The organism is Agromyces binzhouensis (genome assembly GCF_004135055.1).
Taxonomy (GTDB): Bacteria; Actinomycetota; Actinomycetes; order Actinomycetales; family Microbacteriaceae; genus Agromyces; species Agromyces binzhouensis.
In genome coordinates this window covers 1-19,397 of the sequence record NZ_SDPL01000019.1, presented here as the reverse complement: position 1 = coordinate 19,397, position 19,397 = coordinate 1, and the positions used below count along the sequence as shown (strand labels likewise).

The 19,397-nt window shown below is 70.2% G+C and carries 19 protein-coding genes; 11 read left to right on the top strand and 8 right to left on the bottom strand.

The features are described from left to right. The 8 genes from ESO86_RS02445 to sdhC form a co-directional block, all read right to left on the bottom strand. A partial coding sequence (locus ESO86_RS02445) for an HAD family hydrolase (RefSeq protein ID WP_242492167.1) occupies positions 1–720 on the bottom strand: 720 nt, incomplete at its 3' end. 5 nt (positions 721–725) lie between these two features. Then, positions 726–1,736 (bottom strand): tryptophan--tRNA ligase, encoded by a 1,011-nt coding sequence (trpS, locus tag ESO86_RS02440; RefSeq protein WP_129233312.1) that lies wholly within the window; start codon positions 1,734–1,736, stop codon positions 726–728. A 23-nt stretch (positions 1,737–1,759) separates the two neighbouring features. Next, positions 1,760–2,596, bottom strand: coding sequence for an exodeoxyribonuclease III (locus tag ESO86_RS02435; RefSeq protein WP_129233311.1), 837 nt, complete (start codon positions 2,594–2,596; stop codon positions 1,760–1,762). Between the two features lie 10 nt (positions 2,597–2,606). Next, positions 2,607–3,932, bottom strand: coding sequence for a YihY/virulence factor BrkB family protein (locus ESO86_RS02430; RefSeq protein ID WP_129233310.1), 1,326 nt, complete (start codon positions 3,930–3,932; stop codon positions 2,607–2,609). A 133-nt stretch (positions 3,933–4,065) separates the two neighbouring features. After that, on the bottom strand, positions 4,066–4,833 hold the full coding sequence (locus ESO86_RS02425; protein ID WP_129233309.1) for a succinate dehydrogenase iron-sulfur subunit: 768 nt from the start codon (positions 4,831–4,833) through the stop codon (positions 4,066–4,068). 1 nt (position 4,834) lies between these two features. Beyond that, entirely contained in the window at positions 4,835–6,643 is a 1,809-nt protein-coding gene (gene sdhA / locus ESO86_RS02420) for a succinate dehydrogenase flavoprotein subunit (RefSeq protein ID WP_129233308.1), read from the bottom strand. A 7-nt stretch (positions 6,644–6,650) separates the two neighbouring features. Beyond that, positions 6,651–7,097, bottom strand: coding sequence for a succinate dehydrogenase hydrophobic membrane anchor subunit (locus tag ESO86_RS02415; RefSeq protein WP_129233307.1), 447 nt, complete (start codon positions 7,095–7,097; stop codon positions 6,651–6,653). Positions 7,098–7,107: 10 nt separating this feature from the next. Continuing rightward, positions 7,108–7,530: a succinate dehydrogenase, cytochrome b556 subunit gene (gene sdhC / locus ESO86_RS02410; protein ID WP_129233306.1), complete on the bottom strand. Its 423-nt coding sequence runs from the start codon at positions 7,528–7,530 to the stop codon at positions 7,108–7,110. A gap of 159 nt (positions 7,531–7,689) precedes the next feature. On the opposite strand from sdhC, the gene ESO86_RS02405 reads away from it, so the two are divergent. The 11 genes from ESO86_RS02405 (at position 7,690) to ESO86_RS02355 (ending at position 19,325) form a co-directional block, all read left to right on the top strand. Continuing rightward, on the top strand, positions 7,690–8,808 hold the full coding sequence (locus ESO86_RS02405) for a mannose-1-phosphate guanylyltransferase (protein ID WP_129233305.1): 1,119 nt from the start codon (positions 7,690–7,692) through the stop codon (positions 8,806–8,808). Between the two features lie 22 nt (positions 8,809–8,830). Then, the gene (locus tag ESO86_RS02400; RefSeq protein ID WP_129233304.1) at positions 8,831–9,889 is read left to right on the top strand and encodes a BMP family lipoprotein; all 1,059 of its coding nucleotides are present in this window, start codon (positions 8,831–8,833) and stop codon (positions 9,887–9,889) included. Positions 9,890–10,060: 171 nt separating this feature from the next. After that, complete coding sequence (locus tag ESO86_RS02395; protein WP_242492166.1) at positions 10,061–11,158, top strand: BMP family lipoprotein; 1,098 nt, start codon at positions 10,061–10,063, stop codon at positions 11,156–11,158. Between the two features lie 167 nt (positions 11,159–11,325). Further along, the gene (locus ESO86_RS02390; RefSeq protein WP_129233302.1) at positions 11,326–12,867 is read left to right on the top strand and encodes an ABC transporter ATP-binding protein; all 1,542 of its coding nucleotides are present in this window, start codon (positions 11,326–11,328) and stop codon (positions 12,865–12,867) included. After that, the gene (locus ESO86_RS02385; protein ID WP_129233301.1) at positions 12,864–14,171 is read left to right on the top strand and encodes an ABC transporter permease; all 1,308 of its coding nucleotides are present in this window, start codon (positions 12,864–12,866) and stop codon (positions 14,169–14,171) included. Before ESO86_RS02390 ends, ESO86_RS02385 begins: the two co-directional genes overlap by 4 nt. Further along, positions 14,168–15,481, top strand: coding sequence for an ABC transporter permease (locus ESO86_RS02380; protein ID WP_129233300.1), 1,314 nt, complete (start codon positions 14,168–14,170; stop codon positions 15,479–15,481). Before ESO86_RS02385 ends, ESO86_RS02380 begins: the two co-directional genes overlap by 4 nt. Before the next feature lie 16 nt (positions 15,482–15,497). Then, a complete protein-coding gene (locus ESO86_RS02375) occupies positions 15,498–15,917 on the top strand; it encodes a cytidine deaminase (RefSeq protein WP_129233299.1) in 420 nt (139 codons plus the stop codon). Further along, positions 15,914–17,215 carry a thymidine phosphorylase gene (locus ESO86_RS02370; protein ID WP_129233298.1) on the top strand — a complete coding sequence of 434 codons (1,302 nt, stop codon included), beginning with the start codon at positions 15,914–15,916 and terminating at the stop codon, positions 17,213–17,215. Before ESO86_RS02375 ends, ESO86_RS02370 begins: the two co-directional genes overlap by 4 nt. 91 nt (positions 17,216–17,306) lie before the next feature. Further along, the gene (locus ESO86_RS02365; protein ID WP_129233297.1) at positions 17,307–18,428 is read left to right on the top strand and encodes an adenosine deaminase; all 1,122 of its coding nucleotides are present in this window, start codon (positions 17,307–17,309) and stop codon (positions 18,426–18,428) included. 127 nt (positions 18,429–18,555) lie between these two features. Further along, positions 18,556–19,044 carry a PTS sugar transporter subunit IIA gene (locus ESO86_RS02360; protein ID WP_129233296.1) on the top strand — a complete coding sequence of 163 codons (489 nt, stop codon included), beginning with the start codon at positions 18,556–18,558 and terminating at the stop codon, positions 19,042–19,044. Further along, positions 19,041–19,325 carry a PTS sugar transporter subunit IIB gene (locus tag ESO86_RS02355; protein WP_129233295.1) on the top strand — a complete coding sequence of 95 codons (285 nt, stop codon included), beginning with the start codon at positions 19,041–19,043 and terminating at the stop codon, positions 19,323–19,325. The genes ESO86_RS02360 and ESO86_RS02355 overlap by 4 nt, the downstream gene beginning before the upstream one ends. Positions 19,326–19,397 lie beyond the last annotated feature (72 nt).

Below are 19,397 nucleotides of genomic sequence, written 5' to 3'. Positions count from 1 at the left end.
CGCCTCGGGCTCGGCCGGTCGCCCACCCGAGCGGTTGAGCCATACCCCGACCAGCCCGGCCTCGGCCGCGCCGATCGCATCGGTCCGCAGTCGGTCGCCGACGTACGCGGCGCCCGAGACCGCGCCGCCCGCGGCGAACCGCGCGACCGCGACCTGGAAGATGCGGCGATCCGGCTTGGTCACGCCCTCCGCGCCGGATGCCACGAGGTGCTCGATCCGACCCGGATGACCGACCTCGAGGCCGAGTCGCACGAGCTTCGCGAGCTGGAAGTCGTGCTCGCCGTTCGTGATGATGCCGAACCGCACCCCCGGCAGTGCCGACTCGAGCGCGTCGAGCGAGGTCATGACGTCGTCGTGCAGCGCCCACGACTCGCGGTAGCGCTCGAAGTACGTCGCGAACCAGGCGCCGGCCGACTCGTCGTCGATCGGGTCGCCGTGCGCACGGGCGAATTCGGCGGCACGTGCCCGCCGCTGCTCCTCGAACGTCAGCTCGCCGGCGAGGTAGGCGTGGTAGTGCCGTTCCTCGAGCTCGTGCCACAGCGACTGCGCCGCGGCCTCGTCGGCGGCGTAGCCGCGGTCCCGCAGGTGCAGGACGATGCCCGACGCGACCGCCTCGCGGTGCGCCATGAGCGTGTCGTCGAGGTCGAACAGCACGACCGGGCGCCCGGCGCCGGCCGATTCGTCGTCGTTCGCCGGGGCGGCCGTGTCGGAGCGCTCCACGCCCGTCACGCCCGGCGCAGGAACCCGACCCGGTCGTACACGGTCGCGAGCGTCCGCTCCGCGCGCTCCGACGCCTTGTCGGCGCCGATCGCCAGCAGCCGGTCGAGCTCGGCCGGATCCTCCATGAGCTCGAGCGTGCGCTCCCGGATCGGCGCGACCCGCTCGACGACGACCTCGGCGAGGTCCTTCTTGAGGTCGCCGTAGCCCTTGCCGTCGTATTCGGCCTCGAGCTCGGGGATCGAACGGCCCGTCACCGTCGCGTAGATGTCGAGCAGGTTCGCGATGCCGGGCTTGGCCCGGGGGTCGTAGCGGATCTCCCGCTCGGTGTCGGTCACGGCGCTCCGGATCCGCTTGGCGATGACCTTCGGGTCGTCCATCAGGTTGATCAGCCCGTTCGGGCTCGCCGCCGACTTCGACATCTTGGAGGTGGGCTCCTGGAGGTCGTAGATGCGGGCGGACTCCTTCGGGATCATCGCCTCGGGCACGACGAACGTGTCGCCGTAGCGCGAGTTGAACCGCCCCGCGAGGTCGCGCGTCAGCTCGAGGTGCTGGCGCTGGTCGTCGCCGACGGGCACGAGGTGGGTGCCGTAGAGCAGGATGTCGGCGGCCATCAGCACCGGGTAGGTGAACAGTCCGACCGTCGTCGACTCCGCCCCGTACCGCGCCGACTTGTCCTTGAACTGGGTCATCCGGCTCGCCTCGCCGAAGCCCGTGAGCGTGCCGAGCACCCAGGCCAGCTCGGCATGCGCGGGCACGTGCGACTGCACGAACAGGGTGGAACCTGCGGGATCCACGCCCGCGGCGAGGTACTGCGCCGCCGTGCGGCGGGTCGCCTCGCGGAGCGTCGCCGGGTCCTGCGTCACGGTGATCGCGTGGAGGTCGACGACGCAGTAGATCGGGTCGTGGTCCTCCTGCAGGGCGACCCAGTTGACCAGGGCGCCCAGGTAGTTGCCGAGGTGCAGGGAGTCGCCCGACGGCTGCATGCCGGAGAAGACGACGGGGCGTGCGGTGTTCATCGTGGTGTGGGGGTCCTTCGGTCTCAGATGGCGTAGTCGACGACGACGGGCGCGTGGTCGGACCATCGCTCGTCGTACGCGTCGGCGCGGTCGACCGCGTAGGACACCATCGCGTCGGCCAGCGCCGGCGTCGCGAGCTGGTAGTCGATGCGCCATCCGCTGTCGTTGTCGAACGCCTTGCCGCGCCACGACCACCACGTGTAGGGGCCGGGGACCTCGCCTGCGGAGCGTCGCCCGAGGTCGACCCAGCCGAGCCCGGCGCCGGCGTTGTAGCCCTCTTCACCCTCGGCGCCCATGAAGCGGTCGAAGTAGGCGCGCTCCTCGGGGAGGAAGCCGGCGCGCTTGACGTTGCCCTTCCAGTTCTTGATGTCGAGGGTGCGGTGGCCGACGTTCAGGTCGCCGACGACCACGGCGAGTTCGTGCGTGGCGAGCTCCGACATCCGCTCGCTCATGGCGTCGAGGAAGCGGTACTTGTCGACCTGCTTCGGCGTCTCGGCCTCGCCGGAGGGCACGTAGCAGCTGACGACGGTCACGATGCGGCCGCCGACCTCGTAGTCGGCCTCGAGCCAGCGACCCGCCGTGTCGTGGTCCTCCGCGCCGAGTTCCACGCGGTGGATGTGCGCGCCGGCGCGGCTCGCGATCGCGACGCCCGCGCGACCCTTCGCGGTGGCCGGGTCGTGCAGGATGCTCCATTCGTCGCCGAGGAGCGCCGACAGGTCGTCGGTGGACGCCCGCACCTCCTGCATCGCGAGGATGTCGACGTCGCCTGCGGCGAGCCAGTCGCCCATGCCGCGTCGGAACGCCGCCCGGACCCCGTTCACGTTGGCGCTGACGATCCGGAGCGGGGAGGCGGAGGGCATGCCTACGATCCTAGGCGAGCCCACCCCCACGGCCGTTCCCGTTCCGCCACGGGTGCGGCTTCGTGGGCGGGGGCGGCGGGGCGGATGCCTCGAGCTGGTCGAGATCCCGCCGAGCCCGCGCGAGCCGCCGGCTCGTGGGCACGCGCTCGTACCAGCGCGCCGTGTCGGCGGCCGTCCGTGCCTCCCGCACGCGGATCCTCGCGGCCGTGAGGAGCGCCTGGTACTCGCGCTGGCGGCGCTCGGCCTCGAGCTGCTCGGCGGACACCCGCCGCAGCGACTCGTTGCGGTCCGCGGCCTCGACCGCGATCCACGCCGCCGCCACGAGGATGATGATGCTCGCGATCCGGAACCAGAGCAGGAGGGCGACGATGACGGTGAACGTCGCGAGGAGCGGGTTGCTCCCGGCCCACGACAGGACCCATCCGCCGAGCATCTGGAGCACGCTGAGCGCGGCGGAACCGAGCAGTGAACCGGTCCACATGCGTCGCCACGGCATCTCCGCACCCGAGAGGAATCGGAACATCACGGCGAGCGCGAGCGTGTCGATGACGAACACGACGACGATCGCCCCGAACTGCAGGCCGAGCCGCACGACGGCCGACTCGGTCGTGAGGTCGATGCCGAGCAGTCCGAACAGCCAGTCGAGGAATCCCGTGGCGACGATCGAGAGGACCGCGGCGATGAGGATGGCGACGCCGAACATGAACGCCGCGGCGAAGTCGCGCGCCTTGAGGTAGAGGTACGCGCGATCGTCCTTCGGGAGGAGGAAGATGCTCCGAACGGCCATGCGCGCGTAGGTGACCCACCCGATGGCGGTCCAGATCAGGCCGCCCAGGGCGACGGCGCCGGTCCAGCCGAACAGGCTGGTGCTCGCAGTCGCGGCCGCCTGCAGGTCCTCGGTGCTGATCACGCCGTTCGGGCCGACGAGGCCGGGCGCGTAGGTGTTGATGAGGAGCAGGAGCGCGTTCAGCGTCTCCTCGTCTCCCAGCAGCCAGATCCCCGCGACGGCGAACACGACGTAGATGGCCGCGAAGACCGCGAACAGCGACTGGTAGCTCATCCCCGCCGTGAGCAGGAAGCCGTTCCGGGCGAGGAAGTGGCGCCAGACGCGCACCGGGAAGAGCGCCATCGCCCACTGGGTGAACTGCTCGGCGCGGGAGATCGGCTCGTCGAAGCGCTCCAGGATCGGCGCGCTCGCCGCTTCGATCCGGTCGCGGACGCGCAGGGTCGTGGGCTGCCGTCCGGCGGGTACTCCGTTGCCGGCGGCCGCGCCGGGAGGCACGACGCCGTCGGATGGCGCGGAACCGCCGTCGCGTCCCCGTCCGCGATCGCTCACGGACTCACCCTAGCGAGCGGATGCCGCGAGCCGGATCACCCCGCGCCCGCTCCTGAGGTCGACGGAGCCGGCCGCGGAGACGGCGGAGGGGCCGGTGCCACGCGCACCGGCCCCTCCGCTCCGCGGGAATCCGTCAGGGCGTTCCGCGGAGGATGGCCTGCTTGACCTCGGCGATCGCCTTGGTCACCTCGATGCCGCGCGGGCACGCGTCGGTGCAGTTGAAGGTCGTGCGGCAGCGCCAGACGCCCTCCTTGTCGTTCAGGATGTCGAGGCGCACCTTCGCCTCCTCGTCGCGCGAGTCGAAGATGAAGCGGTGCGCGTTCACGATCGCGGCCGGGCCGAAGTACTGGCCGTCGGTCCAGAACACGGGGCACGACGAGGTGCACGCGGCGCAGAGGATGCACTTCGTCGTGTCGTCGAAGCGGGCGCGCTCGGCGACCGACTGCACGCGCTCCTTGCCGGCGACCGGCGCCGAGGTCGCCTGCAGGAAGGGCTGCACCTCGCGGAAGCTCGCGAAGAACGGCTCCATGTCGACGACGAGGTCCTTCTCGAGGGGAAGGCCCTTGATCGCCTCGACGTAGATGGGCTTCGAGATGTCGAGGTCCTTGATCAGCGTCTTGCAGGCCAGGCGGTTGCGACCGTTGATGCGCATCGCATCGGAGCCGCAGATGCCGTGCGCGCAGGAGCGGCGGAAGGTCAGGGAGCCGTCCTGCTCCCACTTGATCTTGTGCAGGGCGTCGAGCACCCGGTCGGTCGGGTACATCTCGACGTCGAAGTCCTGCCAGCGCGGCTCCGAGTCGACCTCGGGGTCGAAGCGGCGGATCAGGAACGTGACGGTGAAGGACGGCGTCGCGGCGTCCGCCGAGCCCGTCGACGTGTTCTCGAGCGTGGCGGTCGTCACGTCAGTACTTCCTCTCCATCGGCTGGTATCGGGTGATCGTCACCGGCTTCCAGTCGAGCCGGATGTGATCGGAGGCGACCGACGAGTGCGCGTCACCCGACAGGTAGGCCATCGTGTGCTGCATGAACTTCTCGTCGTCGCGGTTCGGGAAGTCGTCGCGCATGTGACCGCCGCGGCTCTCCTCGCGATTGCGCGCGGATGCCACGACGACCTCGGCGAGGTCGAGGAGGAACCCGAGCTCGACGGCCTCCAGCAGGTCGGTGTTGAAGCGCTTGCCCTTGTCCTGCACGGCGATGTCGCGGTAGCGGTCGCGCAGGCCCGCGATCACCTCGGCGACGTGGTCGAGCGACTCGCTCGTCCGGAACACCTGGGCGCCCTTGTCCATCTCGTCCTGCAGCTCCTTGCGGATGGCGGCGATCCGCTCGGTGCCGTTCGAGTCGCGCAGCATCTCGAGGAGGCGGCGGATGTCGCCGGCCGGGTCCTCGGGGAGGGGCGTGAAGTCGACGCCGGAGTTGACGTACTCGACCGCGTTGCGGCCCGCCCGCTTGCCGAACACGTTGATGTCGAGGAGCGAGTTCGTGCCGAGGCGGTTGGAGCCGTGCACCGACACGCACGCGCACTCGCCTGCGGCGTAGAGGCCCGGGACGACCGTCGTGTTGTCGCTCAGCACCTCGGCCTTGACGTTGGTCGGGATGCCGCCCATCGCGTAGTGCGCCGTCGGCATGACCGGGACCGGCTCGTACACCGGGTCGACGCCCAGGTAGGTGCGCGCGAACTCGGTGATGTCGGGGAGCTTGGTCTCGAGGACCTCGGCGCCGAGGTGCGTGCAGTCGAGCAGCACGTAGTCCTTCTCGGGGCCGGCGCCGCGACCCTCCGCGACCTCCTGCACCATGCAGCGGGCGACGATGTCGCGCGGTGCGAGGTCCTTGATGGTGGGCGCATAGCGCTCCATGAAGCGCTCGCCCGAGGCGTTGCGGAGGATGGCGCCCTCGCCTCGTGCGCCCTCGGTGAGGAGGATGCCGAGGCCGGCGAGACCGGTCGGGTGGAACTGGAAGAACTCCATGTCCTCCAGCGGCAGGCCCTTGCGCCAGATGATCCCGACGCCGTCGCCGGTCAGCGTGTGCGCGTTCGAGGTCGTCTTGTAGATCTTCCCGAAGCCGCCGGTCGCGAAGATCACGGCCTTGGCCTGGAACACGTGGAGCTCGCCGGTGGCGAGCTCGTAGGCGACGACCCCCGACGGCTTCCGGACGCCGTCGACGTCGGTCATGACGAGGTCGAGCGCGTAGTACTCGTTGTAGAACTCGATGCCGAGCTTCACGCAGTTCTGGAACAGCGTCTGCAGGATCATGTGGCCCGTGCGGTCGGCGGCGTAGCACGCGCGCCGGACCGGTGCCTTGCCGTGGTCGCGCGTGTGGCCGCCGAAGCGTCGCTGGTCGATCTTGCCGTCGGGCGTGCGGTTGAAGGGCAGGCCCATGTTCTCGAGGTCGATGACCGCGTCGATGGCCTCCTTCGCGAGGATCTCGGCGGCGTCCTGGTCGACCAGGTAGTCGCCGCCCTTGATCGTGTCGAAGGTGTGCCACTCCCAGCTGTCCTCCTCGACGTTGGCGAGGGCGGCGGCCATGCCGCCCTGCGCCGCGCCCGTGTGGGAGCGCGTCGGGTAGAGCTTGGAGATCACCGCGGTCTTCGCGCCGGGCCCGGCCTCGATGGCGGCCCGCATGCCGGCGCCGCCGGCGCCGACGATCACGATGTCGTACTGGTGGTAGTGGACGCCGTCGACGACCGTCGTCTCGACGTGGTTCTCGCTGGTCACGTGTCTCCTATGCGGCGGGGCAGAACGAGGGCAGCAGCTCGGCGGGCGAGCCTGCGGGGCACGGGTCGAAGGTGAAGACCACGAGCGTGCCGAGGACGATCAGCACGACGGTGGACAGGAGCAGCGCGCCCTTCAGGATCCGCTGCACGGTGCCGGGGTTCGTGTAGTCGTTCACGATGGTCCGCATGCCGTTCGCGCCGTGGATCAGCGCGAGCCACAGCATCAGGACGTCCCACCACTGCCAGAACGGGTCGGCCCACTTGCCGCCCACGAAGCCGAAGTCGATGGCCTTGACGCCCTCGCCGACCATGAGGTTGACGAAGAGGTGTCCGAAGATCAGCACGACGAGCACGACGCCCGACGCGCGCATGTAGATCCAGCCCCACTTCTCGAGGTTGACGCCGCGTCGCGGCGCCCGGCGAGCGGGGGTGCGCGGGGATTCGATGACGGTCATCACGGCGCTCCTAGTGGCTGAAGACGTTCATGAGGTGCCGAGGCACGAACCCGAGCATCGTGACCACCCAGAGCGCGATCACGATGTAGAAGAGGACCTTCTGGTTGCGGGTCGCCCATGACCAGAAGTCGACGAGGATGACGCGCAGGCCGTTGAACGCGTGGAACACGATCGCACCGACGAGGGCCACTTCGCCGAGGCCCATGATCGGGGTCTGGTAGGTGCCGATGACCGCGTTGTAGGCCTCGGGGCTCACGCGCACGAGCGCGGTGTCGAGGATGTGCACGAGGAGGAAGAAGAAGATCGCCACCCCGGTGATCCGGTGCAGCACCCACGACCACATTCCCTCGCGGCCGCGATAGAGCGTGCCGCCCGGCTTCTGCTTCGCCGGCTCCTCGGGTGCGATCGGGGTCCGTGTCGTCGTTGCTGACATGGACGTCCCTCCTGACGGTGTGCGTCGCCCGACTGCGGGCATGACGGGACCGATGGCCCGGGTCCGAGTCTAGTGCGCTCGCGGGGGTGGTCCGGTTCGCCGTCGTGGCGAGGGAGGCGCCCGCCGTTGTCCGGGGCGGCCCACGGCTATCCTGATCGGATGCGACAGGCTCCGCTCGACCGCTTCTACAGCGTCATCCCCGCCGGCGGCGTGGGATCCCGGCTCTGGCCGCTCTCGCGCGCCGACGCGCCGAAGTTCCTGCACGACCTGACCGGGTCGGGCCAGACGCTGCTCCGCGACACCTGGGTCCGGCTCGCGCCGCTCTCGGGCGAGCAGCGCATCATGATCGTCACGGGTCGCGCGCATCGGGCGGCGGTCGAGGCCCAGCTGCCCGAGCTCGCCGACGCGAACATCGTGCTGGAGAGCGAGCCGCGCGACTCGACCGCGGCGATCGGCCTGGCCGCCGCGATCCTCGAGCGTCGCGAGCCCGGCGTGATCATCGGCTCGTTCGCGGCCGACCACGTCATCTCGGGGTCCGCGCTCTTCCGCGATGCGGTGGCGGCGGCCGTCGCGGCCGCCGACGCAGGGTACATCGCGACGATCGGCATCACGCCCACCGAGCCGGCCGTCGGGTTCGGCTACATCGAGTGCGGCGAGCCCCTCGACATCCCTGGCACCGACACGGTCACGGCCGTGTCGAGCTTCGTGGAGAAGCCCGACCTCGAGACCGCGCGCGAGTACCTCGAGGGCGGACGCCACCTCTGGAACGCCGGCATGTTCATCGCCCGGGCCGATCTGCTCCTCGAGGAGCTGGCGCGCACCGAGCCCGAGCTCCACGCCGGCGTGGTCGAGCTGGCCGAGGTGTGGGACGACCCCGAGGCCCGGGGGCCGGCGGTCGACCGCATCTGGCCGACGCTGAAGAAGATCGCGATCGACTACTCGATCGCCGAACCGGCCGCCGCCCGCGGCCGCCTCGCGGTCGTGCGCGCGCACTTCCAGTGGGACGACGTCGGCGACTTCGCCTCGCTCGCCAAGCTGAACACGGCGGGGCGGTCGGGCGAGCTCGCGATCCTCGGCGAGCACGCCAGGGTCCTCTCCGACGCGTCCAGCGGCATCGTCGTGAGCCGGTCGGACCGCGTGATCAGCCTCATCGGCGTCAAGGACATCGTGGTCGTGGACACGCCCGACGCGCTGCTCGTGACGACGAGCGAGCATGCGCAACGGGTCAAGGCCGTCGTGGACGCACTGCGCCTCGGCGGATCGAACGACGTGCTCTAGGCACGGGAAGGTGGTCGGACGGATGTCGCTGCGACGGATCGTCACGTTCGGAGCCGCGCTCGTCGCGGCATCCGCTGCCGTCACCGGCTGCGCGCCCGCGCCGGAGGGCGCCGGCGATGCCGTCGCGGACGGGTGCGTGCGCATGGTCACGAACTCGGGCGGGCTCGAGGACCGTTCGTTCAACCAGTCGAGCTGGGAGGGCCTGCAACTGGCGGAGGACGAGCTCGGCGTGGAGGCGGAGGCGCTCGTGTCGACGAGCGAGACCGACCTCGCGCCGAACGTCCGCCAGGCGGTCGACTCCGGATGCGCGCTCGTGGTGACGGTCGGGTGGGAGCTGGCGGAGGCCACGCTCGCCGAGTCGGAGGCGAACCCCGAGGTCTCGTTCGCGATCGTCGACGAGACGGTGGATGCGGCGAACGTCAAGCCGGTCGTGTTCGACACCGCGCAGGCGTCCTTCCTCGCGGGCTACCTCGCGGCAGGCGTGTCGCGGACGGGAGTGGTCGCCACCTTCGGAGGCGGGAACCAGCCCCCGGTCACCCTCTTCATGGACGGCTTCGTGGACGGTGTCGCGAAGTACAACGAGGTGCACGGCGGCGACGTCCGCGTGCTCGGCTGGAACAAGGAGGAGCAGGACGGCTCCTTCACGGGCGACTTCGAGGACATCAACAAGGGCAAGGTGCTCGCCGAGGGGTTCATCGACCAGGGTGCCGACGTGATCCTGCCGGTCGCGGGCCAGGTGGGGGAGGGCGCCGCGGCGGCGGCGATCGAGCACGGCTCGACGTCGGTGATCTGGGTCGACAGCGACGGGTACGAGACGCTGCCCGCCGAGTTCCGACCCGTCCTGCTGACGAGCGTCCTGAAGAACACGCAGCAGGCGATGGTCGAGATCGTCGGCGCGGTCCAGGACGGCAGCTTCACGAGCGACCCCTACGTCGGAACACTGGAGAACGGTGGCGTCGAGATCGCGCCGTACCACGACCTGGAATCGCTCGTGGCGCCGGGGCTGCAGGGCGAGATCGAGGGTCTGCGACAGGCGATCATCGCGGGCGAGCTCGTCGTGGAGTCGCCCTCGGCGCCTTGAGTGTCCCCTGCTCGGGGGAGCCTCGGGGCTGCTCATATGAGCAGAAGGTCGCGGGTTCATAACCTTTGACCGCTGCGGGTCGAGGGGCCGATGGCGCGGATCGAAACATTGGGTAACGTGACCTCACGGTCCCCGCGATCGTTCGGGGTGCACTGTCTTTTGGAGGACACTGTGACGTTCACGTTCAAGAAGGCGGCAGTCGGCGGCCTCGCGACCATCGGTGCGGTCGCGCTCCTCGCAGGTTGCGCGTCGGCTCCCGAGGAGACCGACGGCGACGGCGGCGAGGCGCTCGACTACCTGCCCTGCATGGTCTCCGACGCCGGTGGCTTCGATGACAAGTCGTTCAACCAGCTGGGCCGCGAGGGCCTCGAGGCCGCATCCGAGGAACTCGGCGTCGAGCCGACGCTCGTCGAGTCGGCCGCCGAGACCGACTACGCGTCCAACCTGCAGAGCCTCGTCGACCAGGGCTGCAACACCATCGTGACGGTCGGCTTCCTGCTCGCTCCGGCGGCGCTCGAGTCGGCGACCGCGAACCCCGACCTCGAGTACGTCTCGATCGACGACACCGTCGACACCGACTTCGACGGCACGACCGACGCCGAGAACATCAAGCCCATCATCTTCGACACCGCGCAGGCGGCGTTCCTCGCCGGCTACCTCTCGGCCGGCATGAGCGAGACGGGCGCTGTCGGCACGTACGGCGGCATCAACATCCCGACCGTGTCGATCTTCATGGACGGCTTCGCGCAGGGCGTGGAGTACTACAACGAGGAGAACGGCGCCGACGTCCAGGTGCTCGGCTGGGACCGCGAGGCGCAGGACGGCTCGTTCACCGGCGGCTTCGAGGCGAACGACACCGCTCGCCAGGTCGCGCAGGGCCTCATCGACCAGAACATCGACGTGCTGCTCCCGGTCGGCGGACCGATCTACCAGTCGGGCGCTGCGGCCATCCGCGACTCCGGCCGTGACATCATGCTGCTCGGTGTCGACGCCGACGTGTACGAGACCGACCCGTCGGTCGGCGACCTGCTGCTGACCTCGATCCGCAAGGGGATCGACGTGGGTGTCGAGGACGCGATCCTCGCCGCCGGCAATGGCGAGTTCGACCCGTCCCCGTTCGTCGGCACGCTCGAGAACGAGGGCGTCGGCCTCGCGCCGTTCCACGACTTCGAGGACGCGGTTCCGGCCGACCTGTCCTCGAAGCTCGACGAGCTCCAGCAGATGATCATCGACGGCGACATCACCGTCGAGTCCTACCTGGCCGGCTGAGCCGAGCCGTTCGCGGAGGGAGGCCGGTGCTGCACCGGCCTCCCTTCGTCATATTCATCGGGCGCTGCTGAGCACGCCCGCCAACATCTGAGCAGTTCGGGACGCTCATCGGCGCACTTCGGCGCACGACCGCTGCGAAACCCGGCGCGATCATTAGGATCGGTGGCATGAAACTCGAACTCCGAGGAATCACGAAGAAGTTCGGTTCCCTGGTGGCGAACGACCACATCGACCTCACTGTCGAGGCGGGGGAGATCCACTGCCTCCTGGGTGAGAACGGGGCGGGCAAGTCGACGCTGATGAACGTCCTGTACGGCCTGTACCGGGCCGATGAGGGCGAGATCCTCCTCGATGACCAGCTGCAGCATTTCGAGGGGCCCGGTGACGCGATGCGCGCGGGCATCGGCATGGTGCACCAGCACTTCATGCTGATCCCGGTGTTCACGGTCGCGGAGAACGTGATGCTGGGTCACGAGCAGACCCATCGGGGCGGGCTCATCGACCTGGCCGCGGCGCGCGAGCGGGTGCGGGAGATCAGCGACCGGTTCGGGTTCGACGTCGACCCGGACGCGTTGGTCGACGACCTTCCGGTGGGCGTGCAGCAGCGGGTGGAGATCATCAAGGCGCTCTCGCGCGACGCGCGGGTGCTGGTGTTCGACGAGCCGACCGCGGTGCTGACGCCGCAGGAGACCGACGAGCTGATGGCGATCATGCGCCAGCTGAAGGAATCCGGCGCGTCGATCGTGTTCATCACGCACAAGCTGCGGGAGGTCCGCGAGGTCGCGGACAAGATCACGGTCGTGCGCCTGGGCAAGGTCGTGGGCGAGGCGGAGCCGACCGCGACGAACGCCGAGCTGGCGTCGCTGATGGTGGGCCGCGCGGTCGAGCTGACCGTGCAGAAGGACGAGCCGACCCTGGGCGATGAGGCCCTGCAGGTGTCGCACCTGAGCGTGATCGATCCGATCGGCCAGCTCGTCGTCAACGACGTGAGCTTCTCCGTCCGCAAGGGCGAGGTGCTCGCCGTCGCGGGCGTGCAGGGCAACGGGCAGACCGAGCTGACCGAGGCGCTCGTGGGCCTCCAGCCGCGCGTGCAGGGGGAGATCCGGCTCGACGGGCAGGAGCTCACCAGGCACTCCGTGCGGAAGATCCTGGACGCGGGAGTCGGGTTCGTGCCCGAGGACCGCACGGAGGACGGCCTGGTCGGCGAGTTCACCGTCGCGGAGAACCTCATGCTCGACCGCTCGGACGGGGCGCCGTTCGTGAAGGCCGGGAACGTGCAGCGCGGCTTCCTCGCGGAGTTCGCGAAGGACAAGGTCGCGGAGTTCGACGTCCGCACGCCCGGCATCGAGACCAAGGCGGGTCGTCTCTCGGGCGGCAACCAGCAGAAGGTGGTGCTCGCCCGCGAGCTGAGCCGCGACCTGAACCTGCTCGTCGCCGCCCAGCCGACGCGCGGCGTGGACGTGGGTTCGATCGAGTTCATCCACAAGCGCATCATCGAGACACGTGACGCGGGCGTGCCCGTCGTGGTGGTCTCGACCGAGCTCGACGAGGTCACCGCCCTCGCCGACCGGATCATGGTGATGTACCGGGGCAGGGTCGTGGGCATCGTGCCCGGCGACACGCCCCGCGAAGTCCTCGGCCTGATGATGGCCGGCGAGCGTCCGGCGCCGTCCGGTGACGCCCCCACCCCCGAAGGAGCCGCGGCATGAGCGACCGCAACGACCCCGACGTCGCGCTCGAGACCGGCTCGCAGGTCCCACCTGACGAGCCCGTGATCGAGCCCGAGCCCGAGCCCGAGGAGCCGTCGCGCTGGCAGCAGGCGCTGCGTCAGATCGCGACCGGCAATGCGATCATCTCGGTGCTCGCGGTGCTGCTGGCCCTCGTCGTGGGTGCGGTCATGATCGCGTTCACCGACGAGCGCGTGCAGGCGGCATCCGGGTACTTCTTCGCCCGCCCGGGCGACACGTTCGCCGCGATCTGGGACTCCGTCGCGGGTGCGTACTCGGCGCTGTTCCAGGGTGCGGTGTACAACTTCCGCCGTCCGGACTTCGCGTCCGGGATCCGGCCGCTGACCGAGACGCTGAACTTCGCGACCCCGCTGATCGCCGCCGGTCTCGGCGTGGGCCTGGCGTTCAAGGTCGGCATGTTCAACATCGGTGGTCGCGGGCAGATGCTGCTCGCGGCATCCGCCGCCGGCTGGGTCGCGTTCTCGTTCGACCTGCCGTTCCCGCTGCACATGATCGTCGCCGTGATCGCGGGCATCATCGCCGGGTCCCTGTGGGCCGGCATCGCGGGCCTGCTGAAGGCCCGCACCGGTGCGCACGAGGTGATCGTGACGATCATGCTCAACTACGTCGCCCTGTACCTGGTCTCGTGGATGCTGCGCACTCCCGGGCTGCTGCAGGCGCCGGGATCGAACAACCCGAAGACGCCGCCGATGAAGGACACCGCGATCTTCCCCGACATCCTCGGGTCCGGGTTCAACCTGCATCTCGGTTTCCTGCTGTCCCTCGGCTGCGTGGTGCTGGTGTGGTGGATCCTGGACCGCTCGAGCCTGGGCTTCCAGTTCCGCGCGGTCGGACTGAACCCGAAGGCCGCCCGCGTCGCGGGAATCAACGTCAACCGCATGTACGTGTACGGCATGCTGATCGCCGGCGGCCTGGTCGGCCTGGCCGGCGTGGACCAGGTCCTCGGCACCGTGACCACCGGGTTCTCCTCGGGCATCGACGCGGGCATCGGCTTCGACGCGATCACGGTCGCCCTGCTCGGCGGTTCGAACCCGTGGGGCATCCTGGCCGCGGGCATCCTGTTCGGCGCGTTCAAGGCCGGCGGCTTCGCGATGCAGGCCGCCGAGGGCGTCCCGATCGACATCGTCCTGGTCGTGCAGTCCCTGATCGTGCTGTTCATCGCAGCCCCGCCGCTGGTGCGGGCGATCTTCCGGCTCCCGCAGCCGGGCGCCAAGCCCAAGAAGCGAACCCGCACCACGCGCAAGGAGGAGGTGGCGGCGAAGTGACCGCTCCCAGCCAGCACCACGCCACCGCCGCTCCGACCGAGCGGACCCTCGACAGCACGACCGTGATCAGCTGGAAGGCGCCGATCTCGTTCGCCGTGATCACCGTGCTGCTCGCCGTGCTCTTCCTCACCACCCGGCACGGCGGCGACGCGACGTTCCGCCTGTCCACGGGCAGCGACCTGATCCAGATCCCCGAGATCACGATCAGTGGCCCGGTCACGACGTGGACCTGCATCATCCTGCTGACCGCGATCACCGTCGTGTCCGCGGCGATGGTCCGCGCCAAGCGGTCCGTCCCGCTGTGGCTGATCGTGATCTTCGCCGTGCTCGGCCTGGTCGCGTTCCTCACCTGGGCCGCCGCGGGCGCCCGCACCCCGGTGATCCCGCTGCCCGGCCTGCTCGCCGGCGCGCTCAGCCTCTCCGTGCCGCTGATCTTCGGCGCCCTGTGCGGTGTCATCAGCGAGCGGGTCGGCGTGATCAACATCGCCATCGAGGGCCAGCTGCTGGCCGGCGCGTTCACCTCGGCCGTGGTCGCCTCCGTCATCGGGCAGCAGTGGCTCGGCCCGATCGTCGGCCTGGCCGCGGCCGCCGTGTCGGGCGTGCTCGTCGCGTTCGTGCTCGCCGCGTTCGCGATCAAGTACTTCGTCGACCAGGTCATCGTCGGTGTCGTGCTCAACGTCCTCGTGATCGGACTGACCAGCTTCCTGTTCTCCCAGGTCCTGGCCCCGAACGCGGCCCTGCTGAACTCCCCGCCCCGCCTGCAGCGCATCCCGATCCCGCTGCTGTCCGAGATCCCGCTGATCGGGCCGATGTTCTTCCGCCAGACGCTCATCGTGTACGCGATGTACGTCATCATCGCCCTCGTCTACGTCGGCCTGTTCCACACCCGCTGGGGCCTGCGGCTCCGGTCCGTGGGCGAGCACCCGCAGGCCGCGGACACGGTCGGCATCAACGTGGCCCGGACCCGGTTCTGGAACGTCTCCCTCGCCGGCGCGATCGCCGGGTTCGGCGGCGCGTTCTTCACCCTCGGTGCGGTCGGCGCGTTCAACAAGGAGATGACCGCAGGCGCCGGCTTCATCGCCCTCGCCGCCGTGATCTTCGGCCAGTGGGACCCGATCAAGGCCACCCTCGCCGCGCTGCTGTTCGGGTTCGCATCCAACCTGCAGAACACGCTCTCCGTGATCGGATCGCCGGTCCCGAGCGAGTTCATGCTCATGCTCCCCTACGTGGTCACGATCCTCGCCGTCGCCGGATTCGTCGGCAAGGTCCGCGGACCCGCCTCCGCCGGCAAGCCCTACATCAAGTCCTGACCGAGGAGCGTCACCGATGACCGACCACCAGTCGACCGACTGGGGCCACCTTCGCGAGATCGCCCGTGAGGCGATGGCGAAGGCGTACGTCCCGTACTCCCAGTTCCCCGTGGGCGCCGCGGCCATCGCCGACGACGGCCGCGTCCTGAGCGGATGCAACGTCGAGAACGCGTCGTACGGCGTGACCCTCTGCGCGGAGTGCTCGCTCGTCTCGGCGCTCGTCATGTCGGGCGGCGGCAAGCTCGTCGCCTTCACCTGCGTGGACGGGCACGGCAACGTCCTGATGCCGTGCGGCCGCTGCCGCCAGCTCCTCTACGAGCACTCGGCCGAGGGCATGGTGCTCGAGACCGTCTCGGGGCTGAAGACCATCGATGAGGTGCTGCCCGACGCGTTCGGTCCGCGACAGCTCGCCGAGTACCGAGGGGAGAGCTCATGAACGCCGTCGAGGCCTTCGACGCCGTCGACCTGATCCGCACCAAGCGCGATCGAGGCGAACTGTCCACCGATCAGATCGACTGGCTCGTCGACGCCTACACGCGCGGCTACGTGGCCGACGAGCAGATGTCGGCGATGGCCATGGCGATCTTCCTCAACGGGATGAGCCGCCGCGAGATCCGCGACATGACGATGGCGATGCTCGCCTCGGGCGAGCGCCTGGACTTCTCGGCGCTCGGCAAGCCGACGACCGACAAGCACTCGACGGGCGGCGTCGGCGACAAGATCACGCTGCCGCTGATGCCGCTGGTCGCCTCGTTCGGCGTGGCCGTCCCGCAGCTCTCGGGGCGGGGCCTCGGGCACACCGGCGGCACGCTCGACAAGCTGGAGTCCTTCCCCGGCTGGCGCGCCGAGCTCTCCAACGAGGAGGTGTTCGCCCAGCTGCGCGACGTGGGCGGCGTCATCTGCGCCGCCGGCGCCGGGCTCGCCCCGGCCGACAAGAAGCTCTACGCGCTGCGCGACATCACGGGCACGGTCGAGGCCATCCCGCTCATCGCGTCGTCGATCATGTCGAAGAAGATCGCCGAGGGCACGGGCGCGCTCGTGCTGGACGTGAAGTTCGGGTCGGGCGCGTTCCTGAAGGACATCGAGCGCTCGCGCGAGCTGGCGCGCACGATGGTCGAACTCGGCGAGGACGCCGGGGTCGCGACCTCGGCGCTCCTGACGAACATGAACGTGCCGCTCGGGCTCACGATCGGCAACGCGAACGAGGTCCGCGAGTCCGTCGAGGTGCTCGCCGGCGGCGGGCCGGCCGATGTGCGCGAGCTCACCATCGCGCTCGCGCGCGAGATGCTCGAGCTCGCCGGGGTCGCGGACGCCGACGTGGAGCGGGCGCTGGACGACGGCCGCGCGATGGACACGTGGCGCGCCTCGATCCGCGCCCAGGGCGGCGACCCCGACGCCCCCATGCCCGTCGCCAAGGAGCAGCACGTCGTGACGGCCGATCGCGACGGCGTCCTCCTCCGGCAGGACGCGCTGTCGTTCGGCATCGCCGCCTGGCGCCTGGGCGCGGGTCGCGCGCGCAAGGAGGACCCGGTGCAGCACGCGGCCGGCATCGACCTGCACGCGAAGCCCGGCGACGAGGTCCGCGCCGGCCAGCCGCTGTTCACGCTGCACGCCGACCAGCCCGCTCGCTTCGCGCGCGCCCTCGAATCCGTCGAGGGGGCGTGGGAGATCGGCGACGCGGGAGCGGCCGTGCAGGACGGCGGGCCGCTGATCGCCGAGCGAATCGGACGCTAGCGACGTCGACGCGCACGTCCGTTGCGTGACCAACCGTCGCACGCAGGGATTTCCCTGCGTCGGCGACGGCCCGCGCCGCTATCGTGGTGGGGTGGACACGCACGCGACGGAATACCGGATCGAGGGAGACGGCACCGACATCCGGTCGCTGCCGAAGATCTCGCTGCACGATCACCTCGACGGCGGCCTGCGGCCGCAGACCGTCATCGAGCTCGCCGATGAGGTCGGGTTCGAGCTCCCCGCGACCGAGGCCGATGATCTCGGTCGATGGTTCGCCGACCAGTCCGACTCGGGTTCGCTCGTCGAGTACCTGAAGACGTTCGACGTGACCACCGCGGTCATGCAGACGCGCGACGGCCTGGCGCGCGTCGCGCGCGAGTTCGTCAACGACCTCGCCGAGGACGGCGTGATCTACGGAGAGGTCCGCTGGGCGCCGGAACAGCACCTCACGCGGGGACTCTCGCTCGACGAGGCAGTGGAGGCCGTGCAGGCGGGCCTCGAGCAGGGCGTCGACGACGTGCGGCGCCAGGGCTCCCGCATCCGCGTCGGCCAGCTCATCACCGCGATGCGGCACGCCGACCGAGGACTCGAGATCGCGGAGCTCGCCGTGCGTCACCGCGATCGCGGGGTCGTCGGCTTCGACATCGCGGGTGCCGAGGCGGGCTTCCCGCCGAGCCGGCACCGCACCGCGTTCGACTTCCTCGCGACCCGGTTCATGCCCGTCACCGTCCACGCCGGGGAGGCCGACGGCCTCGAGTCGATCCGGAGCGCCCTCTTCGACGGGCGTGCGCTCCGCCTCGGCCACGGCGTGCGACTCGCGGAGGACCTCACGATCGAGCGGCAGGACGACGAGAACACGTACGTCTCGCTCGGCCCGATCGCGCAGTGGGTGCGCGACCGCGAGATCGCACTCGAGACGAGCCCGTCCTCGAACCTGCAGACCGGAGCCATCGCGGCGTGGGGAGACGAGCTCGTCGACCATCCGTTCGACCTGCTCTACCAGCTCGGGTTCCGCGTCACCGTCAACACCGACAACCGCCTCCAGTCGGGCACGTCGCTCACCCGCGAGCTCGCCCTGCTCTCCGATGCGTTCGGGTACGACCTCGACGACTTCGAGGTGTTCCAGCTCAACGCCGCTGCGGCGGCCTTCCTCCCGCTCGACGACCGCGAGGACCTCGTCGAGCAGATCCAGGACGGCTTCGACGAGGGTTGACCCCGCCCGCCGGCGCCGGCTCCCGGCCCCGGTCCACTGCGCTGGTCCAGAACCATGCGGCGTGCATCCGCAGGCCACGCGATCACCGCTCCAGCCGAACTCCAGAACCACCTCCGAACGGACATCGATGAGTCTCCCTCCGCTTCCCGACGACGCGATCGTGCTGCGCGTCGACGTCGCCGACTGGCGCGACGCCGTCCGCGCCGCCGGGCGTGCGCTCGCCCGGTCCGGAGCGACGCTTCCGGGGTACGCCGACCGCATGATCGACGTGCTGGAGGAGTTCGGGGCGTACATCGTGATCGCGCCGGGTCTCGCGCTCGCGCACGCCCGACCCGGACCGGACGTGCGCCGGAGCGGGTTGGCGGTCGTGACCCTCGCCGATCCCGTCGCGTTCGGCCATCCGCACAACGATCCCGTCCGCGTCGTCCTGGGCCTGGCGGTCTCGAACGCCGAGGAGCACGTCGCGAGCGTCGCCGACCTCGCGAACGTGTTCAACGAGCGCGACGCGATCGACCGCATCGCCGCGGCCGAGACCCCGGCGGAGGTCCGCGCGGTCCTGCGAGTGGCAGACGGCCAGGGTCGACCTGCGACGGATGCCGCGGGGGCGCCGTCATGAGGATCGTCGCGGTCTGCGGTGTCGGCGTCGGCAGCTCGGCCATCCTCAAGGGCAACGCCGAGCGCGCGCTCGACCGGCTCGGCCTGACGGCCGACGTGACGGCGAGCGACCTCGCGAGCGTCCGCGAGGCGGCCGCCGACGCGCAGGTGGTGCTCACGTCGACGGAGCTCGCCGACCGGGTACGTGAGGCGCTCGGCCGGACCTGGGCGGAGATCATCGAGGTCGAGAACTACTTCGACGTCGAGGAGATCGGACGCAAGCTCGACGCGTCGCTCGGCTGAGCCGGCGGGCGGCTCGGTCTCGCGGAGGCGGCTCGGACCCGCCGAGGCCGCGCCGCGCGCGCGTCAGGCGTA